The following is an 18,047-nucleotide window of genomic DNA, read 5'->3' on the forward strand; positions in this document are numbered from 1 at the left end:
CACGTCACGCCCACGGCGAACAGGGCAACGGGACAGGGGGAGCGGTGGTTACTCTCTTTGTATCGACGCCGAACCTGCAACGGTGTCGCCGAGGAGTAGACATGTTCGAGAGATTCACCGACCGCGCCCGCCGTGTCGTCGTCCTGGCCCAGGAAGAGGCCAAGATGCTCAACCACAACTACATCGGGACGGAGCACATCCTGCTCGGCCTGATCCACGAGGGTGAGGGCGTCGCCGCCAAGGCGCTCGAGTCGCTCGGCATCTCGCTGGACGCGGTCCGCGAGCAGGTCCAGGACATCATCGGCCAGGGCCAGCAGCAGCCGACCGGGCACATCCCGTTCACGCCGCGCGCCAAGAAGGTGCTGGAGCTCAGCCTCCGCGAGGCGCTGCAGCTCGGCCACAACTACATCGGCACGGAGCACATCCTGCTCGGCCTGATCCGCGAAGGCGAGGGCGTCGCCGCCCAGGTGCTCGTGAAGCTCGGCGCGGACCTCAACCGCGTGCGCCAGCAGGTCATCCAGCTCCTCTCCGGCTACCAGGGCAAGGAGCAGGTCCAGGTCGGGGGCAACGATCAGACCACCGCGCAGGCCGGTAGCCAGATCCTCGACCAGTTCGGCCGCAACCTCACTCAGGCGGCGCGCGACAACAAGCTCGACCCGGTGATCGGGCGCGAGAAGGAGATCGAGCGCGTGATGCAGATCCTGTCGCGCCGCTCGAAGAACAACCCCGTGCTGATCGGCGAGCCCGGCGTCGGCAAGACGGCCGTCGTCGAGGGCCTCGCGCAGGCCATCGTCCGCGGCGACGTGCCGGAGACGCTGAAGGACAAGCAGCTCTACACCCTCGACCTCGGCTCGCTCATCGCCGGTTCCCGCTACCGCGGCGACTTCGAGGAGCGCCTGAAGAAGGTCACGAAGGAGATCCGCACCCGCGGCGACATCATCACCTTCATCGACGAGATCCACACGCTCGTCGGCGCGGGTGCCGCGGAGGGCGCGATCGACGCGGCCAGCATCCTCAAGCCGCTGCTGGCCCGTGGCGAGCTGCAGACCATCGGTGCGACCACCCTCGACGAGTACCGCAAGCACTTCGAGAAGGATGCGGCCCTCGAGCGCCGCTTCCAGCCCATCCAGGTGGCCGAGCCGTCGCTGCCCCACGCGATCAACATCCTCAAGGGGCTGCGCGACCGCTACGAGGCGCACCACAAGGTGTCCATCACCGACGGCGCGATCGTGGCCGCGGCGAACCTCGCCGACCGCTACATCCAGGACCGCTTCCTGCCGGACAAGGCCATCGACCTGATCGACGAGGCCGGCGCCCGCCTGCGCCTGTCGATCCTGTCGGCGCCGCCGGAGCTCCGCGAGTTCGACGACAAGATCGCCGCCGTCCGCTCCCAGAAGGAGGGCGCGATCGAGGACCAGGACTTCGAGAAGGCGGCCAGCCTCCGCGACGAGGAGAAGAACCTCCTCGGCGAGCGGCTGCGCCTCGAGAAGCAGTGGCGTTCGGGTGAGGTCAAGACCACGGCCGAGGTCGACGAGGGCCTCATCGCCGAGGTGCTGGCCCAGGCGACCGGCATCCCGGTGTTCAAGCTCACCGAGGAGGAGTCGGCCCGGCTCGTCTACATGGAGAAGGCGCTGCACGAGCGCGTCATCGGCCAGGAGGAGGCCATCGCGGCCCTCTCGAAGACGATCCGCCGCACCCGCGCCGGCCTGAAGGACCCGAAGCGTCCGTCCGGCTCGTTCATCTTCGCCGGCCCCACCGGTGTCGGTAAGACCGAGCTGGCGAAGGCGCTCGCCGAGTTCCTGTTCGACGACGAGTCGGCCATGATCTCCCTCGACATGTCGGAGTACGGCGAGAAGCACACCGTCTCCCGTCTCTTCGGCGCCCCTCCCGGGTTCGTCGGCTTCGAGGAGGGCGGCCAGCTCACCGAGAAGGTCCGCCGCAAGCCGTTCAGCGTCGTGCTGTTCGACGAGATCGAGAAGGCGCACCCGGACATCTTCAACTCGCTGCTCCAGATCCTGGAGGAGGGACGTCTGACGGATGGCCAGGGACGCGTGGTCGACTTCAAGAACACCGTGATCATCATGACCACGAACCTCGGCACGAAGGACATCTCCGGCGGCCCCGTCGGGTTCCAGATCGAGGGCGACCCGCAGACCGGCTACGACCGGATGCGCGGCAAGGTCTACGAGGAGCTGAAGAAGAACTTCAAGCCCGAGTTCCTGAACCGTGTCGACGAGATCATCGTCTTCCCGCAGCTGGACAAGAGCGAGCTCCTGCAGATCGTCGACCTGTTCATCAAGCGGCTCTCGACCCGCCTGCTCGACCGCGACATGACCATCGAGCTGACCGTCCCGGCGAAGGAGCGACTGATCGAGGTCGGGTTCGACCCGACGCTCGGCGCCCGCCCGCTCCGCCGCGCGGTGCAGCACGAGATCGAGGACCGGCTGAGCGAGCGGATCCTGCACGGCGAGCTGAACGCGGGCGACCACGTCCACGTCGACTTCGCCGACGGCGAGTTCGTCTTCACGACGACCGCGCGCAAGGAGCCCATCGGCGCCGGGATCAACGCCACGGCCGCGATCGGCACCGGGCCGGCGACGCCGGACCTCGCCGCGAACGAGTGATCGTCGTCGCGACAGCGTGATACACGGAAGGGCCGGTCTCCTCGGAGGCCGGCCCTTCCGCCGTGTTCTGGCTCGGTAGGGTGGAACGGTGAGCGGTGAGAGCGGACCAGGGTTCAGCATCAGGCGGGCGCGGACAGGCGATGTCCCCCGCATCCAGGAGCTGGTGGAGCCTCTGGTGCAGCGACGCATCCTGCTCGGCAAGGAGACCGTCACCTTCTACGAGTCGGTGCAGGAGTTCCGGGTGGCGGAGGACGCCGACGGCAGCCTGATCGGCTGCGGCGCGCTGCACGTGATGTGGAGCGACCTCGGCGAGGTGCGCACGCTCGCGGTCGCCGACGGCTGGCTCGGCAAGGGCGTCGGCAGGGCGCTGCTCGGCCGGCTGGAGGCGGATGCGCGCGAGATCGGCCTGAACCGCCTGTTCTGCCTGACCTTCGAAGTCGACTTCTTCGCGCGCAACGGCTTCGAGGACATGGGGGAGTCGACGGTCGACCCGCAGCTCTACGCCGAGCTCGTGCGCTCGCACGACGAGGGTGTCGCGGAGTTCCTGGACCTTGCGCGCGTGAAGCCGAACACGCTCGGCAACACCCGGATGCTGAAGCGGCTCTGAGTCGCGTCGCAGCGCGTCCGTCCGCTCGCTGAGGGCTCGCGGAACGCCGGGCGCGCCTGCCCGGCGCGCCGCCGGGCGCTGGCTATAGTGCGGGCATGTCGACGTTCAAGAACCCGGTCGGCCCCCAGCCCAGCGGCGTCTACTGGCGCCGCAGGCTCATCGTCCTCCTCGGCGTGATCGCCGTCGTCGTCGTCATCGTCCTGATCGTCGTGCGTCCCGGCGCCTCGAACGGAGAGCCGGCCGGCAAGAAGCCCGCGCCGGGCAGCACCACCACCCCGGCTGCTGTGGCGACGAGCATCCCGACCACCAGCGCCACGGCGGACGGCCAGCCGTGCAAGCCCGCCGATGTGAAGGTGGAGGCCGTGACGGACAAGGCCGTGTATGCCGCCGGCGAGCTCCCGCAACTGTCGGTCGCGCTCACCAACACCGGTTCGAAGGCGTGCACGATCGACGCGGGCACCGCACAGCAGGTGTTCACGATCACCAGCGGGTCGGAGGTCTACTGGAAGTCGACGGACTGCCAGAGCGACAAGGTGGATGCGGAGGTGCTGCTGGAGCCCGCCAAGACGATCTCCTCGAAGGCGCCGATCACGTGGGACCGCACCCGCTCGGACCCGTCCACCTGTCAGGCGAGCCGCGAGCAGGTGCCGGCGGCCGGAGCCTCGTACCACCTGGAGACCACCGTCTCGGGCATCAAGAGCGCGGAGACGAAGCAGTTCATCCTGCAGTAGCTTCGCGCAGGTAGCCGCTCTCGATCTCGCGCACCTCCACGCCGGCTCCGTGCCGGGTCGCCGGATTGCGGCGCGCGATGGCGAGGGCCGCGTCCAGGTCGGGAGCCTCGATGATGCCGATGCCGGCGATCAGCTCCTTGCTCTCGGTGAACGGTCCGTCGGTGACGCCCTCGGCGCGAACCGAGCGGGCGGCCGTCCGCGGCGCGAGCGCATAGGCGGCCGCGAGCGCGCCGGATCGGATGAGGTCGGCGGAGTGCGCGTCGTGCTCGGCGAGCTCTGCGGCGTCGTGCTCCGCGGTGGGGTCGGAGTAGATGAGGATGGCGTACTGCGGCATGGTCGGTCCTTCCGTCTGACGGATGTCGTCACCAGGGCGTCGTCTGGCGTCCGCGCTTTTCGACTGTGCGTCAGAATGCGGCGTCGAGCTCGCGCTCCCGATCGGTGCTCGCCGCCGTGAACGCGACACGGAGCGCTTCGCGCACGGTGGCGCTGCGGTCGTCCACCCTCGTGGCGAAGCCCAGGCGTGCGGCCTCGGCGGTGCGCTGCTTGCCGCTGACGACCGGGCGGATCTCGCCCGCGAGGCTGATCTCGCCGAACGCGGCGAGAGTGTGGGGGATGGCGCGCTCGGTCGCCGCCGAGGCGATGGCCAGCGCGATGGCCAGGTCGGCCCCCGGCTCGGTCAGGCGCACGCCGCCGACTGTGGACACGTAGACATCCTTGTCGCCGAGACGGATGCCGGCGCGGCGCTCGAGGACGGCCAGCAGCATGGCGACGCGGGACGCATCCACGCCGTTCGTGACCCGGCGCGGGTTGGGGGCGGTCGTGCCGACGACGAGCGCCTGCACCTCGACGGGCAGCGGACGGCGGCCCTCCATGGCGACGGTGACGCACGTGCCGGAGACCGGGGTCGTGGTGCGGCTGAGGAAGAGGCCGCTCGGGTCGGGCACCTCGGCGATGCCGTCTCCGGTCATCTCGAAGCAGCCGACCTCGTCGGTGGGCCCGAACCGGTTCTTCAGAGCGCGGATGAACCGCAGCGCCGTCTGCCGGTCGCCCTCGAACTGGCACACCACATCGACCAGGTGCTCCAGCAGGCGCGGACCGGCGATCGAGCCGTCCTTCGTCACGTGGCCGACGATCAGCACGGGCAGATCGCGTTCCTTCGCGATGCGGATCAGCGCGCTCGCCACCTCGCGGACCTGGCTCGGGCCGCCGGCGATGCCCTCGGCGGAGCTGCTGGAGACGGTCTGCACCGAGTCGACGATGACGAGGGACGGGTCGACCGCGTCGATCTGCGCCACGATCGTGGAGAGGTCGGTCTCGGAGGCGAGGTAGAGCTCGTCGTGGACGGCGCCGGTGCGCTCGGCGCGCATCCGGACCTGGCTCACCGACTCCTCGGCGCTGACGTAGAGCACGCGGTTGCGCGCCCGGGCGGCGCGGGAGGCGACCTCGAGCAGGAGGGTGGACTTGCCGACGCCCGGCTCGCCGCTCAGCAGGATGGCCGCCCCGGGAACGATCCCGCCGCCGAGCACGCGGTCGAACTCGCCGATGCCGCTCGGCCGCCGGTTGGTGCCGTCGGCGGGGTCGATGTCGGTGATCGCCCGCGCTTCCCGGCCTGCCGCGATCGTCACCGGCTTGAGAGCCCGGAGCACCCCGGTCGGCTGCGCCGTCTCGGCCACCGTGCCCCAGGCCTGGCATTCCGGACAGCGGCCCACCCACTTGGCAGTGGACCACCCGCAGTCGGAGCAGCGGTAGTTGACAGACGCCTTCGGCACGGCACCTCCTCGATCGGGGTCAACACTACGGTGAGCCACTGTCATCGGAGGGAGGATCGCGGAGGCCGTGCACAAGTCGCCGCGCGCCCACGCTGTGGGCACATCCGCCGGCCGGTTCTGCGTGCGGCCCTTCTGCGTGTCGGTCGCGGCGTGCACAATGGGCCGCATGGCTGACCGTACGTTCACTCTCCGTTCCGGCCGCGTGGTCGGGCTGACCGGCTTCGGCGACTCCGACGCCGAGCGGCTGGTGATCTTCTGCCACCCCGCTCCGGGGTCGTCGGTGTTCGATCCGGACCCCGACGCGTCGGCCGAGCGCCGCGCGCACATCGTCGCGCTCGACCGGCCGGGCTACGGATCGAGCGACCCGTGGCCGTCCGGGCACTGGCCGAGCATCGTCCAGGCCGCCGACGACATCGCGGAGTACGTGCGCTCCGTCGTCGTCGCCGAGACCGTGATCGGTGTCACCCGCCCGCGGACGGTCGGCGTGGTGGGATGGTCGGCAGGCGGCCGGGTCGCTCTCGCCTTCGCCGCACGCCATCCCCAGCTCGTCGACCGGGTCGCGATCGTCGGAACACCCGCTCCGAACGAGGCGGTACCGTGGATCGATCCGCAGCTGCAGCAGGTGTCCGATCAGCTCGCGGCGATGGCGCCGGACGAGGCGATGGGCCGCCTCTCGGCGATGCTCCAGCCGCAGGCGGACGCCGTCGCCGCAGCCGCCGAGCCGGGCGAGGTGCCGCTGGATGCGCTGGGCATCGGCGCCGTGGATGCGTCGGCGCTGGCTCTCCCTGGCGTGCGCGATCGGCTCGGCCGGATGCTGATCGACGCGTTCCGTCAGGGCACCGGGGGCGTGGCGGGCGACATCCTGAGCTACACCGCACGCCCGTGGGGCTTCGATCTCGCGGACGTCACGGCGAAGACGCTGGTGATCGCCGGTCAGGCGGACGCGCTCGCCGGCCACGCGCACGCGGCCTGGTATCAGCGGTCGCTGCCGGACGCCCGGATGGAGATGGTGCCGGGCGCCGGGCATCTGGCCATCGTCCCGACCTGGGGACGCGTCCTTTCGCACGTCGCCCCGGCGCACGTGACGCACTGAGGCGGGGGCACTGCCCTAGGCGCTGAGCGCCTCCTGCGTCGCGGCCTCGCCGTGCCGCGGGTACAGCGCGCGCGCACGGGCGGTCACGGCGGGGAGGAACGCGGACGCCCACACCCGGTAGCCGTGGTCGTTCGGGTGGAAGAGGTCTTCGGCGAACTGCGTGAACGCCCCGCGCAGCCCCTGCCGGCGCATGGTCGCGTGCAAGGGGACCACGGTGAGCCCGCGGGCGGAGGCCTCCTCGCGCAGGATGCGGTTGCCCTCAGCGACGAGCCGCTCGTTCCAGGGCAGGTAGAAGTAGGGGAGGTCCGCCACGATGGCGTGCGGCGGGAGCGCGGCGAACACCGCGCGCATCCCCTCGCGGAACCGCTCGGGGTCGAACGCCGCGATGTCGTTGGCGCCGATGGAGACGGTCACGATGTCGGGTTCCAGCTTCGCGAAGCGGGGCAGCTGGTCCGCGACCGCGAGGGCGACCGTGGCGCCCGACACGGAGAGATTGGCGATCCGGACCGATCGGCCGGTCACGGATCGGAGGTGGTCGGCGATCACGCCGACGTAGCTGTTCTTCGGTGCCGAGGCGCCGATCCCCTGGGCGGCGCTGTCGCCGATGGCCACGTAGAGCAGCTCTCCCGGGTCCTTCTCGGCATCCCGCCACCACTTCGAGTGCACCGGGAGCATCTCGTTGAGCCGGACCCGACCCTCGGCGACGGCGGCCCGCGTGGCCTGGACGCGCCGCCACCCGACGGCGGCGAGAACGCTGCCTGTCGCGATACCGAAGACCACCGCGAGGATACGACCGAGAGCTTCCATGCACGGAAGGGTACCCCGGCCTGCCGACCGTCGCCGGGGATTCGGCGCGTCATGGAACGGTGCACGGCGAGGTCTCTTTAAGAAGCGGAGCCTCTCACCTGCCGGGCTTCCGCTCTGATCGGGGGATGACTATGAGTGGTATCCGGGAGATCGCGCCGGATGCGGTGCAGCCCGAGACGCGGGCAGCGCGACGACGTGCCGCCGCGGAGCACTTCGCCGGCGTGGACGGCGCCCGCGGGATCGCCATCGTCTCCGTCCTCCTGTATCACGCCGGCTGGTCGAGTCGAGGGCTCTTCGGTGTCGACGTCTTCTTCGTGATCTCGGGCTTTCTCATCACATTCCTGCTCATCAAAGAGGCGGAGGCGAAGGGCCGCATCCGCTTCGGGCGTTTCTACGCGCGACGTGCGAAGCGCTTGCTTCCCGGGCTCGCGATCACTCTGCTCGCCGTCCTCCTCGTCCTCTGGTGGGCGGGTTCGCTGCAAGAGCTGCAGGATGCCGCGGCGACCGCCATCGCTTCGGTGTTCCAGGTCGCCAACTGGCAGCAGCTCGACGCGAACATCGCTTACCAGCAATCGAGCGGCGCGCTGGTGCCCTTCGGCCAGATGTGGTCGCTGTCCGCCACCGAGCAGTTCTATCTTGTCTGGCCGCTCCTTCTGGCCGCGCTCTGGTTCGCCTGCCGCCGCCGGATCGGTCGGCTCGCTGTCGCCCTGCTCGTGCTCCTCGTCCTCTCGGCTCTGGTTGCGCCCCTGCTCTTCGACGGTTCCAATCAGGACCGCCTGTACCTCGGCACCGACGCGCGAGCCGTCGCCTTCGTCGCCGGTGGTGCCTGCGCGGCGATCGTGGCGTGGCTGCGCAGGAGCGGAGCGGCCTGGGCGGGTGACCGCCCTGGCGCCCGGGCCCGCGTGGCCGTGACGGCGGTGAGCATACTGTCACTCGGCGTAGTGGTCGCTGCGAGCATCGCGACGGTGAGCTACCAGGACCCGTGGCTGTACCGGGGTGGCTTGGCCGTGGTCGCGGTCGCTGCTGGGATCTTCGTCGCCACACTCTGCCTGCGTGCGAGCGCCGTGATGCATGTGTTCGCCTGGCGTCCGTTCGCGGCGATCGGCGTGGTCTCCTACTCCATGTTCCTGCTGCACCTGCCCGTGTTCTGGATCGTGCAGCAGCAGGCAAGGGGTGGCATGCCGCCCCTCGTGCTCTTCCTCGTCGGCGGGCTGATCACCTGGCTCGCGGCGGTGGTGCTGCACCATCTCGTCACCGAGCCGCTTCGGAAGAGGACGTGGCGGCCGCTGTCTGCCGTGCTGACGATCGCGATCGCGTTCGGTGCGGTGCTCGCTGCGGCGTGGTTGCTGCCGATGGAGCGTGAGGGCCACCCGAAGTCGCATGCCGCGGCTCTTGAGGAGAGCCGGCCCACGTCCGGGTTCCGTGGAGAGGCAGCACCGACCCCCGCACCCGTGCCTCTCGCCCTGAAGAATCCGACAGCCCTGCCCGCGGGTGCGGGTGGCGGTCCCTTCCGCGTGGCCGTCATCGGTGACTCGGTCGCCGAGAACATGTACGACGCCCTCACCCAGTACGGCTCGCCGGCCGTGGCCGCGGTGGATGTGACGGTCGGCGGCTGCGGCATCATCGATGCCGAGAAGGCCCGTTCGGGTGAGGGCTACATCATGGATTCGAAGAACCTGTGCTGGAAGTGGCAGCCCGAGCTGCGTTCGGCGAGTGCCGAGCAGCCGGTGGACGCCTACGTCGTCCACAATCTCTGGGATGCGAACGACCAGCTCATCGACGGGGAGTGGGTCGGCCCGTGTACTCCGCAGTGGCAGCAGCGTTACGCCTCTCAGCTCGACCTCCTGGTATCGATCGGCGATGCCTCCGGACACAAGCCCGTCATCCTCCTCTCCAACGACCACCCGCGCGCTCCTGACGGCCCGCTCAGCCGCGAGAGGCTCGACTGCGTGAACCGCGTCGCTGCGGACGCCGCGGCCCGGCACTCCAACATCGTCACCCTCGACCTCGAGAAGGCGGTCTGTCCTGAGGGTCCGTGCCTCGACAAGGACGCGAACGGCCAAGGCATCTACCGGGATGGTGCGCACTTCAACGCGACAGGCATGGCGCTGTTGGCGCCCTGGCTGGAGAACGAGATGGCCCGCGCCTCCACGAAGCACGCCTCCGGGTGACCCGGTGCGTGGCCTCCCTCCCGATTGGAGACGGCCGCGCGAATCGCGTACGATAGTCCGCGGTACCGTGTCCGAGCGGCCGAAGGTGCAACTCTCGAAAAGTTGTGTGGGTGAAAGCCCACCGTGGGTTCAAATCCCACCGGTACCGCCACGTGCAAGCCCCCGCGATCCCCGTGTTTATCAGGGATCCGGGGGCTTCTCGTTTCCCGAATCGGCACCGGATGCGGCTTCTACTTCGTGTCGGCAGCACCGCCCTCGGCGGCGGATGCATCGGTCGCGGCACCGGAACCGGACGCGCTGTCTGCATCTTTGCCCGCTGCCTTGATGTCCGCAGCGGCGGCATCGTCGATGGCCTTCTCGACGATACGGTCGGCCTTCTCGAGCGCCGCGCGGATCTTGACTTCGCCGGGGTTGGAGACGAGGGCGACGATGCCGGAGTGGCCGGGTTCGATGGCGTCCTCGAGCTCCTTCGCCAGCTCCTTCTTGTGATGGAGCTCACGCAGCTTGCCGATGAGACCGCCACCTGCGCCCACCACGAGAGCGCTGCCGATGATCGAAGGCGGGAACAGGACGCCCAGCACGGCGCCGCCGACGGCGCCCCAGGTGAGGCCCTCGCGCGTGCTGTGGTCGGTGGCCTTCTGCACTTCGAGTCTGCCGCCCGCATTCCGTCTGACGACCACGACTCCGTCGATCTTCACCGTCGCGCCGTCCTCGACCTTCTTGAGCGCTTCGTATGCCTCCATCGCGACGTCGGTGTCCGCGAAATCGGCGGCGATGAGCGTGTACGCGCCGTCGCTGATGGCCGCCGCCTCCACGCTGACGGCCTCGTCATCCGCGCCGGTCTTGTCGGCGGGAGTGGATGTTGCATCGGTCATGTCGAGCCTCCTCAGAAGAGCGGCGACTGCCGTTCGGGCGAAAGTATAGGAGCGGACTTCGCTCGCGGCTACGCCGGATCGGCGCCGGCAAGCAACCCCTCCGGATGTTGTGGCCCACTCGAGTTCTTCGCGCTCTCCCGGCTGGCCGATGCGCCGCCGGAGGACGCCGCGTCTCAATCGGAGCGGACGACCGCGCGGTCTTCGGACAAGCGCCCGATCTCGGTGAAGCCGAGCAAGAGAAACACCGGAAGTATCCCCGAGAAGCGGTTCTTCGTCGCCGACGGAGCGGCCGGGTCGATCGAATACGCCTCCAGGGGAGACTTCGCGCGGTCGGCCTCGCGCAGGGCGCCGTCGATCAGCGCCGACATCACGCCCCCGCCGCGCGCCTGAGGGCGTACGGAGAAGCACGCGAGCGATAGCGGGTCGTCGTCCGGGAAGGGATAGCGGGCGAACCGCCGTGTCAGGTAGCCGAGCTGCGACCGGTGCGTCAGCCGTGCCCATCCCACCGGCTCGCCGTCACTCAGTGCCACGATGCCGGCGCGATCCGCGTCGACCTGGTGATGGAGGTCGTCGCGATTCGCTTTGCGGTCGCGCCGATGGTAGTCCGGGCCCAGGAGCCAGTACTGGCACCAGCATCCATTCGAGGCCCCAGCCGGCCCGAACAGCCTGAGGATATCGGGCCACGGCACAGCGCCGGCCCGTACGATCTCCATCCCCGCTCCCACAGCCACCATGCTCCGCCGTTGGCCGCGGCTCGTCTACCTGGCCGCTCGTCGTCCACCGCCAGATGACGGGGTTCGTCCGACCGGCTGAGATCGGCCGTGACGCACGGCGTCGGCGGCGGTAGAGTGAACCCGATCCCGGACCCCGATCGCGGGCGTCGACGACCGGACGCTCGCACACGTCAAAGTCGTGATCCTCACACTCCTCCGGAGCGGCCAGGGAGTCGCGTTCACCTTCACCCACGCGATGAACGAGGGATACGGACGCGAGACCATCTGGATCTCGCCGACCACCGACCTCCGGTTCCAGTTCTTCGGCAGTCGTGCGCCGCAGCTGAACAGGCGGTGGATCGAGGACATGCTGCGGTCGGCCACGAGCAAGACAGGACTCGTGGTGACCGAAGAACCGGTCGACGTGCCGCAGCTGGATCGCGTCGCCGGCTGACGGGGCGACGTCTCAGGCGGCCCCGCCGCGGGCTCACGCCTCGGCGGGTGCCACCCACCGGCGGGTGACCGCCTGCACGTGCGCGCCGTCCAGGTCGGACAGCTTGATGGCCGCGAAGCGCCGGGCGTTCTCCGACGTCTGGATGCGCGCGGGCGGGTTCTCGGCGGCGAGCACGTCGACGATGACGTCGGCAACGCTCTCCGGGGTCTGCGCGGCGGCCGGATCGAACGCGGCCGCGGTGCGCGCGAGGTACGCGCGGAGGGCGTCCTCGTACGGGGTTCCGAAGGCGGCGGGCGTCTCCTCCAGGCCGACATTCGCCACGAACTCCGTCCCGACAGCACCGGGCTCGACGATGGTGACCTTCACGCCGAGACTGGCCGCGACCGGGGTCAGGGATTCCAGGAACCCCTCGACGGCGAACTTGGCCGCGCAGTACGCCTCGTTGAAAGGCTGGCCGACGACGCCGCCGACGCTCGACACCGTGACGATGCGGCCGTGGCTCTCGCGCAGCAGGGGGAGCGCGGCCCGGGTGACGGACACCACCCCGAAGAAGTTGACCTCCATCACCGTGCGGACCTCGTCGAGAGACTCCAGCTCGACCGTGCCGACGTGCCCGGCTCCCGCGTTGTTGAGCAGGGCGTCGAGCCGGCCGTACGCGCCACGGATGCGGTCGAGCTCGGCCGCGACGGCCTCCTCGTCGGTGACATCGAGGCGCTGGATGTCGAGCTCGACCCCGGCGTCCAGCGCTGCGGTGCGTAGCCGCCCGGCTTTCGCGAGGTCGCGCATGGTCGCGATCACGCGGAAACCGCGGCGCGCTGCCGCGATGGCGGTGGCGAGGCCGATGCCGGAGGATGTGCCGGTGATGAGGAGGACGGGAGAGGAGGTCATGGGCTCATCCTCGCACCGTCGGAAGTGGCCCACGATGCGGGTGATACTGGAGGGATGACCACTCCGCTCATCCGGCCGGCCCGGCCGGACGAGTACCCGGCGATCGGGGAGCTGACCCACGCCGCGTACACCACCGACTACACCGACCTCTCGCCCCACTACCGCGACGAGCTGAAGCATCCGGAAGCCCTGCTCGACGACTTCGAGTTCTTCGTGGCGGAGGACACCGGGACCGGACAGCTGCTCGGCACCATCGCGCTGCTCCGGCCGGGCCGCGACCAGGGCGGCCAGATCGCGCAGGACGAGCTGTACTTCCGGCTGCTCGCGACCCACCCATCGGCCCGCGGGCGGGGGATCGGGATCGCCCTCACGCAGTTCGCGCTCGATCAGGCGGCGCAGCGCGGCCAGCGGGCGGTCGTGATGAACAGCGGCCCGGTCATGGTCGGTGCGCACGCCCTCTACCGGAAGCTCGGGTTCCGCCGGGAGCCCGACCGCGAGGGCATCGTCGAACTCCCGGACGGCCGGAGCCTCCAGCTGCTCACCTTCGTCCGCGACGTCGGGGTCTGAGACGACCGAATCTGCCTACTAGCCGCGGATGATCCCGGCGTCGTAGCTTCAGGCCACGCGAAGTGCTGGCCGCTCCGCCCACTGAGAGGAGTTGCTATGACTTTCTGGGATTTCATCGTCTGGACGTTCTGGTTCTACCTGGTCGTCGTCTGCATCACGATCTTCATCCGCGTGATCATCGACGTCTTCCGGGATCCCGAGCTGAACGGCTGGGCGAAAGCACTGTGGGTCCTGTTCCTCGTCCTGGTGCCGTTCCTCGCGGCCTTCATCTACCTCATCGCTCGCGGCGGCCGCATGGCGCAGCGGAGCGCTGCGGGGGCGATGGAGGCGCAGGCCGCGGCCGCGGACCACGTCCGCGCGGTGGCGGGCGCCAGCTCGCCGTCTGCGGAGATCGAGTCGGCGAAGCGCCTGCTCGACAGCGGCGCGATCACACCGGCCGAGTTCGAGACCCTGAAGGGGAAGGCGCTCAGCGGCGCCGCGTGAGCCCGACCGCGCCCTGATGCCGGGCCGTCGCCGTCGCGCCCGCGACGACGACGGCCTCGGCCTCGGCCGTCAGCAGCAGTCCGGCGCGCAGGAGCCGTCCGGCAGCGTCTGGCACTCGTCGGTGTCGCAGCATCCCATGATGACCCTCCCTTCTTCATCGATCAGCATCGATGAACTACGATGGACGCATACATTGACGTTTGTCAATGTATGGATGAGAATCGACGTATGGCGATCACCGAACTCCTCCCGCTGCGCGACCTGCAGGCCTGCTGCTCACCGCTCACGAAAGAGGTGCTCAGTGAGGAGAACGCGCACTCGGTGGCGCGGGCGATGAAGGCGCTGGCCGATCCTGCCCGCCTCCGCCTGATCTCGATGGTCGCCGCGCACGACGGGGGAGAAGCGTGCGTCTGCGATCTGACCGAGCCGCTCGGGCTCTCCCAGCCGACGGTCTCGCATCACCTCAAGATCCTGGTCGACGCCGGTTTCCTCAGCAGATCGAAGCGGGGCACCTGGGCGTACTACCGGCTGGTGCCCGGCTCGCTGGACACGGTGTCGTCCTTCCTGACGTCCGTCTGACGGGTCCGCTCAGAGTCCCAGCCGGCGCTCCACGATGTCGGAGGCGACTAGCGAGATGCCGCGCTGGTTGCGGCGCGCGTAGTCGCGGATGAGCGTGAACGCCTGATCGATGGGGACCCCGCGGGTCTGGGCGACGACGCCCTTGGCCTGCTCGATGATGATCCGGCTGTTCAGGGCGAACTGCAGCTGGCGGCGGATGGCGTCGCTCTCGGCGAGGCTCCGCTGGTGGAGGATGCCGATGGTCGCCACATCCGCGAACGCCTGGGCGGCGACCAGGTCGTCTTCCGGCAGGTCGCCGACCCTGTCGCGGAACAGATTGAGGGTGCCGATCGTCTGGGTGCGCAGGCGCAGCGGGATCGCGTCGATGGCGACGAAGCCCTGCTCCAGAGCCCGGTCGCGGAACGCGTGCCAGCGGTCGGGCACCTGCATGATATCGGCGACGGACACCACCGCCCCGGTCTCGAAGCTCTCGATGCACGGCCCGGCGTACGCGCTCAGCTGCATGACCTCGACCAGCCGGCTGGCCTCGCTGGTGGAGGCGATCACGTCGAGATCGCCGTGCTCGTCGGCCAGCATCACACCGGAGGCGGTCGCGCCGAGGAAGCGGCTGGAGAGATCGACGAGGTTCTGCAGCAGGTCGACGACGTCGTAGTCGTCGACGAGCGTGTCGGCCAGCTGGGCGAACGCCCGCAGGATCCCTTGTTCGCGCGTCAGGGTCATCGCTCCGGACCCCCCTCGCGATCGAGCTCCGACAGGTCGAGCCGCCCATCGAGGATGTCGCGGGAGACCTCCATCATCGACCGCTCCGTCGCGAACGCATGCGCCTGGATGACCATCCGTGCGTCGTCCGCGCTGACATCCAGCTGGGCGAGCACCATCCCGGTCGCCTGATGCACGACACGGCGCGAGAAGGGGTTCGCGTCCTCGGGCGGCTCCTCGCGCCCCGCCGCGGCGAGGGCACGTCTCAGCAGCGTGCGCCCGGCGGCCTCCGCGAGCCGCGTCGCCGCCTGTGTGTGGGCCTCGTCGAGGGGCAGCGCTTCGCGCGCGTACAGGTCGACCGCTCCGATCCGCAGCGGTCCGACGAGCATCGGGAAGGCGAACAGGGCGCCGACTCCCGCATCGATCGCGGCGGCCGTGAACGAGGGCCACGCGCGACGCGGACGGCCCTGCAGGTCGGGCTCGAGCACGGGACGGCGCAGGGTCAGGGCGTCCCAGCACGGGCCTTCGCCGAGGTCGAACTGCAGCTCGTCGAGGCGGGCGGCCACCGCATCGCTGGCCGAGACCGTCTCCGTGCCCAGCAGGTCTCCGATGGTCGAGACGGCCGTCCCCGTGACGGGGAGCGCCTCCATGAAGGGGCGCCAGTACTCCGCCTGCTGCGCGTCACCGGGGCGCGCATCCGCGATGCTCTCGTTCATCCGGTGCCGCTGTCCATTCCACCAACGCTACCGGTCGATAGCTTCGGTGGGTCAAGCGTGCGCCCTCCGTGGGGGAAAGTCCAGAGTACGCATCGTCCCGGCGGGTGTAGACAAGACCCGTGAGATTGCGTGAGCTGCTCGGCATCGAGACTCCGATCGTGCTCGGACCGTTCGGGGGCATGTCCTCCGAGGAGCTGACCGCGGCGGTGAGCGAGGCCGGAGGTCTCGGTTCGTACGGCCTCTACGGCCTGAGCGCTGAGCGTATCCGGGCCGTCGGCGACGAGGTGCGCCGGCGGACGGCCCGGCCGTTCGCCCTCAACCTGTGGCTGCCCTTTCGCGGCCCCGGCGAGCCCGAGCCGGGAGACGGCTTCCCGCGCGACGACGTCGACCGCGCGCTCGCCGCGTTGCGGCCGTTGTTCGAGGAGGCCGGGGCTCCTGTTCCCGAGGGACCGATCGCCCCGCTTCCGGACTTCCACGACCAGCTCGCGGCGGCGTTCGACGCGCAGCCGGCGGCGCTGAGCTTCGTCTTCGGCGTCCCGCCGGCCGACGTCGTCGAGGCGGCACACGCGCGAGGAATCCGGGTGATCGGCACGGCGACGACCGTGCCGGAGGCGCAGGCGCTCGAAGCGGGCGGGGCGGATGCGGTGGTCGCGTCCGGCTCGGAGGCCGCCGGCCACCGCCCGTCGTTCCTGTCCGATCCGGCCGACAGCCTGGTCGGCGGACTCGCGCTCATCCCGCAGGTGGTCGACGCGGTGAGCGTTCCGGTGATCGCCGCCGGCGGCATCGCCGACCGGCGCGGTGTCGCCGCCGCGTTCGCCCTCGGCGCCTCGGGCGCGCAGGTCGGGTCGGCGTTCCTCGCCACCCGGCAGTCGGCGGCGCCCGCCGTCCACCGGGACCGTATCCGCACCGCACTCGCCCACGAGACCGTGCTGACCCGTGCGATGAGCGGGCGCGCGGCGCGGGGACTGCCGAACCGCGCGGTGCGGACGATCGAGCAGGGTGGCGCCATCGCCCCCTTCCCGCTGCAGAACATCCTCACCGGCATCTTCCGCCGGCGAGCGGCCGAGATCGGGGACGCCGACCTGCTGAGCCTCTGGATGGGGCAGAGCGCCGGGCTGTCGCGGCACGACGACGCACGCGAGGTCTTCGCCGAACTGGCCGCTGGGGTGCCGGATGGTCACGCCTGAGTCGGACCGGCAGCACCTCGGCAGCGTCACCACCGCCGACGGCACTGTCATCGCCGTCGCGTCGATCGGCGCGGGCCGGCCGGTCGTCTACATCTCAGGCTGGCTGAGCCATCTCGAACACGGGTGGCGGCTTCCCGACGAGCGCGCCTTCTACCGGCGCCTCGCACGCGGTTGCCGGCTGATCCGGTACGACCGGGCCGGGTGCGGGATGTCGGGTCCGGCCCGACAGCCTCCCTCTCTCGCCTCCGAGCTGGAGCAGCTCGCGGCGGTCGTCGCACCGCTCGGCCCGGAGCCGTTCGACCTCGTCGGCGTCTCGCTGGGCGCGCTGGTCGCGGTGGCGTGGGCGGCCGCCCATCCCGCGACGGTCCGGCGGCTGGTGCTCTCCGGCGGCTGGGTCTCCGGCGCCGCGGTCTCGCCGCCGAGCGCGCGCGAGCACGTGCTGGCTCTCGTCGGCTCGCACTGGGGTCTCGGGTCGGACGTCCTCACCGATCTGTTCGCCCCGGATGCGTCCGCCGCCGCCCGCGCGGAGTTCGGCCGCTACCAGCGCGCCGCGTCCGACGCGGCGACCGCGCAGTCGCTCCTCGCCCTGAGCTACGCGCTCGACGTCGGGCCGCTGCTGGCGGAGGTGCGCACGCCGACGCTCGTCGTGCACCGGGAGCGGGATCGCGCGGCGCCTCTCGCGCAGGCGGAGGAGCTGGCGCGCGGCATCCCCGGAGCGGAGCTCGTCGTCCTCCCCGGGCGCTCGCACCTGCCCTGGGCCGGGGATGCCGTGGCGCTCGCCGCCACGATCCGCCGCTTCCTCGGTCTGCGCCCGGTCGGAGCCGCCGAGGGAGGGCTGACGCCGCGCCAGCGCGAGGTCGCCGCCCTGGTGAGCGATGGGCGGACGAACCGCGAGATCGCCGAGCGGCTCGGGATCGACGAGCGGTCGGCCGAGGGGCATGTGGAGCGCATCCGGCTGCGGTTGGGGTTCCGGTCGCGTGCGCAGATCGCGTCCTGGTGGGCGGCGCAGGGGGAGCGGCCGGCCGCTCCCCCTGCGCCGTGATCGGTGCCGCGACGGGCGAAGTGGGGTAGTTCCCCGCCTGAT

At 70.4% G+C, this 18,047-nt stretch carries 20 protein-coding genes and 1 tRNA gene; 12 read left to right on the forward strand and 9 right to left on the reverse strand.

Annotated features, from left to right (window positions below):
• The first annotated feature begins 101 nt into the window (after window positions 1-101).
• The 3 genes from BLW09_RS03090 (at window position 102) to BLW09_RS03100 (ending at window position 3,962) form a co-directional block, all read left to right on the forward strand.
• On the forward strand, window positions 102-2,624 hold the full coding sequence (locus BLW09_RS03090; RefSeq protein WP_089908325.1) for an ATP-dependent Clp protease ATP-binding subunit: 2,523 nt from the start codon (window positions 102-104) through the stop codon (window positions 2,622-2,624).
• Window positions 2,625-2,712: 88 nt separating this feature from the next.
• Complete coding sequence (locus BLW09_RS03095) at window positions 2,713-3,231, forward strand: amino-acid N-acetyltransferase (protein ID WP_089908328.1); 519 nt, start codon at window positions 2,713-2,715, stop codon at window positions 3,229-3,231.
• Between the two features lie 95 nt (window positions 3,232-3,326).
• Complete coding sequence (locus BLW09_RS03100) at window positions 3,327-3,962, forward strand: hypothetical protein (RefSeq protein WP_089908331.1); 636 nt, start codon at window positions 3,327-3,329, stop codon at window positions 3,960-3,962.
• On the opposite strand, the gene BLW09_RS03105 is transcribed toward BLW09_RS03100, so the two are convergent.
• Both BLW09_RS03105 and radA read right to left on the reverse strand, forming a co-directional pair.
• Entirely contained in the window at window positions 3,949-4,296 is a 348-nt protein-coding gene (locus tag BLW09_RS03105) for a YciI family protein (RefSeq protein WP_089908335.1), read from the reverse strand. The genes BLW09_RS03100 and BLW09_RS03105 overlap by 14 nt on opposite strands.
• Before the next feature lie 70 nt (window positions 4,297-4,366).
• Complete coding sequence (radA, locus tag BLW09_RS03110) at window positions 4,367-5,731, reverse strand: DNA repair protein RadA (RefSeq protein WP_089908337.1); 1,365 nt, start codon at window positions 5,729-5,731, stop codon at window positions 4,367-4,369.
• A gap of 166 nt (window positions 5,732-5,897) precedes the next feature.
• Between radA and BLW09_RS03115 the strand changes: the two genes are divergently transcribed.
• A complete protein-coding gene (locus tag BLW09_RS03115) occupies window positions 5,898-6,824 on the forward strand; it encodes an alpha/beta fold hydrolase (RefSeq protein WP_089916571.1) in 927 nt (308 codons plus the stop codon).
• Between the two features lie 15 nt (window positions 6,825-6,839).
• Here BLW09_RS03115 and BLW09_RS03120 read toward each other — a convergent pair whose 3' ends face one another.
• Complete coding sequence (locus BLW09_RS03120) at window positions 6,840-7,631, reverse strand: SGNH/GDSL hydrolase family protein (RefSeq protein WP_089908339.1); 792 nt, start codon at window positions 7,629-7,631, stop codon at window positions 6,840-6,842.
• A gap of 131 nt (window positions 7,632-7,762) precedes the next feature.
• Here BLW09_RS03120 and BLW09_RS03125 point away from each other — a divergent pair, with 131 nt between their 5' ends.
• Both BLW09_RS03125 and BLW09_RS03130 read left to right on the forward strand, forming a co-directional pair.
• Complete coding sequence (locus BLW09_RS03125) at window positions 7,763-9,802, forward strand: acyltransferase family protein (protein ID WP_157696894.1); 2,040 nt, start codon at window positions 7,763-7,765, stop codon at window positions 9,800-9,802.
• Between the two features lie 61 nt (window positions 9,803-9,863).
• Window positions 9,864-9,953, forward strand: a tRNA-Ser gene (locus BLW09_RS03130).
• Between the two features lie 79 nt (window positions 9,954-10,032).
• Here BLW09_RS03130 and BLW09_RS03135 read toward each other — a convergent pair.
• Window positions 10,033-10,677 carry a DUF1269 domain-containing protein gene (locus BLW09_RS03135; RefSeq protein ID WP_089908343.1) on the reverse strand — a complete coding sequence of 215 codons (645 nt, stop codon included), beginning with the start codon at window positions 10,675-10,677 and terminating at the stop codon, window positions 10,033-10,035.
• Between the two features lie 173 nt (window positions 10,678-10,850).
• Window positions 10,851-11,390 carry a GNAT family N-acetyltransferase gene (locus tag BLW09_RS03140; protein WP_157696895.1) on the reverse strand — a complete coding sequence of 180 codons (540 nt, stop codon included), beginning with the start codon at window positions 11,388-11,390 and terminating at the stop codon, window positions 10,851-10,853.
• Between the two features lie 157 nt (window positions 11,391-11,547).
• Between BLW09_RS03140 and BLW09_RS03145 the strand changes: the two genes are divergently transcribed.
• Window positions 11,548-11,844, forward strand: a complete 297-nt coding sequence (locus BLW09_RS03145; RefSeq protein WP_442911298.1) for a DUF7882 family protein — start codon at window positions 11,548-11,550, stop codon at window positions 11,842-11,844.
• 33 nt (window positions 11,845-11,877) lie between these two features.
• Here BLW09_RS03145 and BLW09_RS03150 read toward each other — a convergent pair whose 3' ends face one another.
• Entirely contained in the window at window positions 11,878-12,732 is an 855-nt protein-coding gene (locus BLW09_RS03150; RefSeq protein WP_089908351.1) for an SDR family oxidoreductase, read from the reverse strand.
• A 54-nt stretch (window positions 12,733-12,786) separates the two neighbouring features.
• On the opposite strand from BLW09_RS03150, the gene BLW09_RS03155 reads away from it, so the two are divergent.
• Together BLW09_RS03155 and BLW09_RS03160 are read left to right on the forward strand one after the other, a co-directional pair.
• The gene (locus tag BLW09_RS03155) at window positions 12,787-13,299 is read left to right on the forward strand and encodes a GNAT family N-acetyltransferase (RefSeq protein WP_089908354.1); all 513 of its coding nucleotides are present in this window, start codon (window positions 12,787-12,789) and stop codon (window positions 13,297-13,299) included.
• A gap of 96 nt (window positions 13,300-13,395) precedes the next feature.
• Window positions 13,396-13,782 (forward strand): SHOCT domain-containing protein, encoded by a 387-nt coding sequence (locus tag BLW09_RS03160; protein ID WP_089908356.1) that lies wholly within the window; start codon window positions 13,396-13,398, stop codon window positions 13,780-13,782.
• On the opposite strand, the gene BLW09_RS19240 is transcribed toward BLW09_RS03160, so the two are convergent.
• Complete coding sequence (locus BLW09_RS19240; protein WP_269457904.1) at window positions 13,766-13,897, reverse strand: hypothetical protein; 132 nt, start codon at window positions 13,895-13,897, stop codon at window positions 13,766-13,768. The genes BLW09_RS03160 and BLW09_RS19240 overlap by 17 nt on opposite strands.
• A gap of 113 nt (window positions 13,898-14,010) precedes the next feature.
• Between BLW09_RS19240 and BLW09_RS03165 the strand changes: the two genes are divergently transcribed.
• On the forward strand, window positions 14,011-14,361 hold the full coding sequence (locus BLW09_RS03165; protein WP_089908358.1) for an ArsR/SmtB family transcription factor: 351 nt from the start codon (window positions 14,011-14,013) through the stop codon (window positions 14,359-14,361).
• 9 nt (window positions 14,362-14,370) lie between these two features.
• Here the strand turns inward: BLW09_RS03165 and BLW09_RS03170 are convergent, their stop codons facing one another.
• Window positions 14,371-15,081, reverse strand: coding sequence for a GAF and ANTAR domain-containing protein (locus BLW09_RS03170; protein ID WP_089908361.1), 711 nt, complete (start codon window positions 15,079-15,081; stop codon window positions 14,371-14,373).
• Window positions 15,078-15,776, reverse strand: coding sequence for a GAF and ANTAR domain-containing protein (locus BLW09_RS03175; protein WP_089908363.1), 699 nt, complete (start codon window positions 15,774-15,776; stop codon window positions 15,078-15,080). Before BLW09_RS03175 ends, BLW09_RS03170 begins: the two co-directional genes overlap by 4 nt.
• A gap of 125 nt (window positions 15,777-15,901) precedes the next feature.
• Between BLW09_RS03175 and BLW09_RS03180 the strand changes: the two genes are divergently transcribed.
• Window positions 15,902-16,963, forward strand: coding sequence for an NAD(P)H-dependent flavin oxidoreductase (locus BLW09_RS03180; protein WP_089908366.1), 1,062 nt, complete (start codon window positions 15,902-15,904; stop codon window positions 16,961-16,963).
• Window positions 16,950-18,005, forward strand: coding sequence for an alpha/beta fold hydrolase (locus tag BLW09_RS03185; RefSeq protein WP_089908367.1), 1,056 nt, complete (start codon window positions 16,950-16,952; stop codon window positions 18,003-18,005). Before BLW09_RS03180 ends, BLW09_RS03185 begins: the two co-directional genes overlap by 14 nt.
• Window positions 18,006-18,047 lie beyond the last annotated feature (42 nt).

It is taken from the genome of Leifsonia sp. 21MFCrub1.1 (genome assembly GCF_900107895.1).
Lineage (GTDB): Bacteria > Actinomycetota > Actinomycetes > Actinomycetales > Microbacteriaceae > Leifsonia > Leifsonia soli.

Bases quoted from the DNA above. Each gene is read 5' to 3' on its own strand.
- BLW09_RS03090 (WP_089908325.1), top strand. From the start codon at position 102: ATGTTCGAGAGATTCACCGACCGCGCCCGCCGTGTCGTCGTCCTGGCC.
- BLW09_RS03100 (WP_089908331.1), top strand. From the start codon at position 3,327: ATGTCGACGTTCAAGAACCCGGTCGGCCCCCAGCCCAGCGGCGTCTAC.
- BLW09_RS03105 (WP_089908335.1), bottom strand. From the start codon at position 4,296: ATGCCGCAGTACGCCATCCTCATCTACTCCGACCCCACCGCGGAGCAC.
- BLW09_RS03115 (WP_089916571.1), top strand. From the start codon at position 5,898: ATGGCTGACCGTACGTTCACTCTCCGTTCCGGCCGCGTGGTCGGGCTG.
- BLW09_RS03120 (WP_089908339.1), bottom strand. From the start codon at position 7,631: ATGGAAGCTCTCGGTCGTATCCTCGCGGTGGTCTTCGGTATCGCGACA.
- BLW09_RS03125 (WP_157696894.1), top strand. From the start codon at position 7,763: ATGAGTGGTATCCGGGAGATCGCGCCGGATGCGGTGCAGCCCGAGACG.
- BLW09_RS03135 (WP_089908343.1), bottom strand. From the start codon at position 10,677: ATGACCGATGCAACATCCACTCCCGCCGACAAGACCGGCGCGGATGAC.
- BLW09_RS03140 (WP_157696895.1), bottom strand. From the start codon at position 11,390: ATGGAGATCGTACGGGCCGGCGCTGTGCCGTGGCCCGATATCCTCAGG.
- BLW09_RS03150 (WP_089908351.1), bottom strand. From the start codon at position 12,732: ATGACCTCCTCTCCCGTCCTCCTCATCACCGGCACATCCTCCGGCATC.
- BLW09_RS03155 (WP_089908354.1), top strand. From the start codon at position 12,787: ATGACCACTCCGCTCATCCGGCCGGCCCGGCCGGACGAGTACCCGGCG.
- BLW09_RS03160 (WP_089908356.1), top strand. From the start codon at position 13,396: ATGACTTTCTGGGATTTCATCGTCTGGACGTTCTGGTTCTACCTGGTC.
- BLW09_RS03165 (WP_089908358.1), top strand. From the start codon at position 14,011: ATGGCGATCACCGAACTCCTCCCGCTGCGCGACCTGCAGGCCTGCTGC.
- BLW09_RS03170 (WP_089908361.1), bottom strand. From the start codon at position 15,081: ATGACCCTGACGCGCGAACAAGGGATCCTGCGGGCGTTCGCCCAGCTG.
- BLW09_RS03175 (WP_089908363.1), bottom strand. From the start codon at position 15,776: ATGAACGAGAGCATCGCGGATGCGCGCCCCGGTGACGCGCAGCAGGCG.
- BLW09_RS03185 (WP_089908367.1), top strand. From the start codon at position 16,950: ATGGTCACGCCTGAGTCGGACCGGCAGCACCTCGGCAGCGTCACCACC.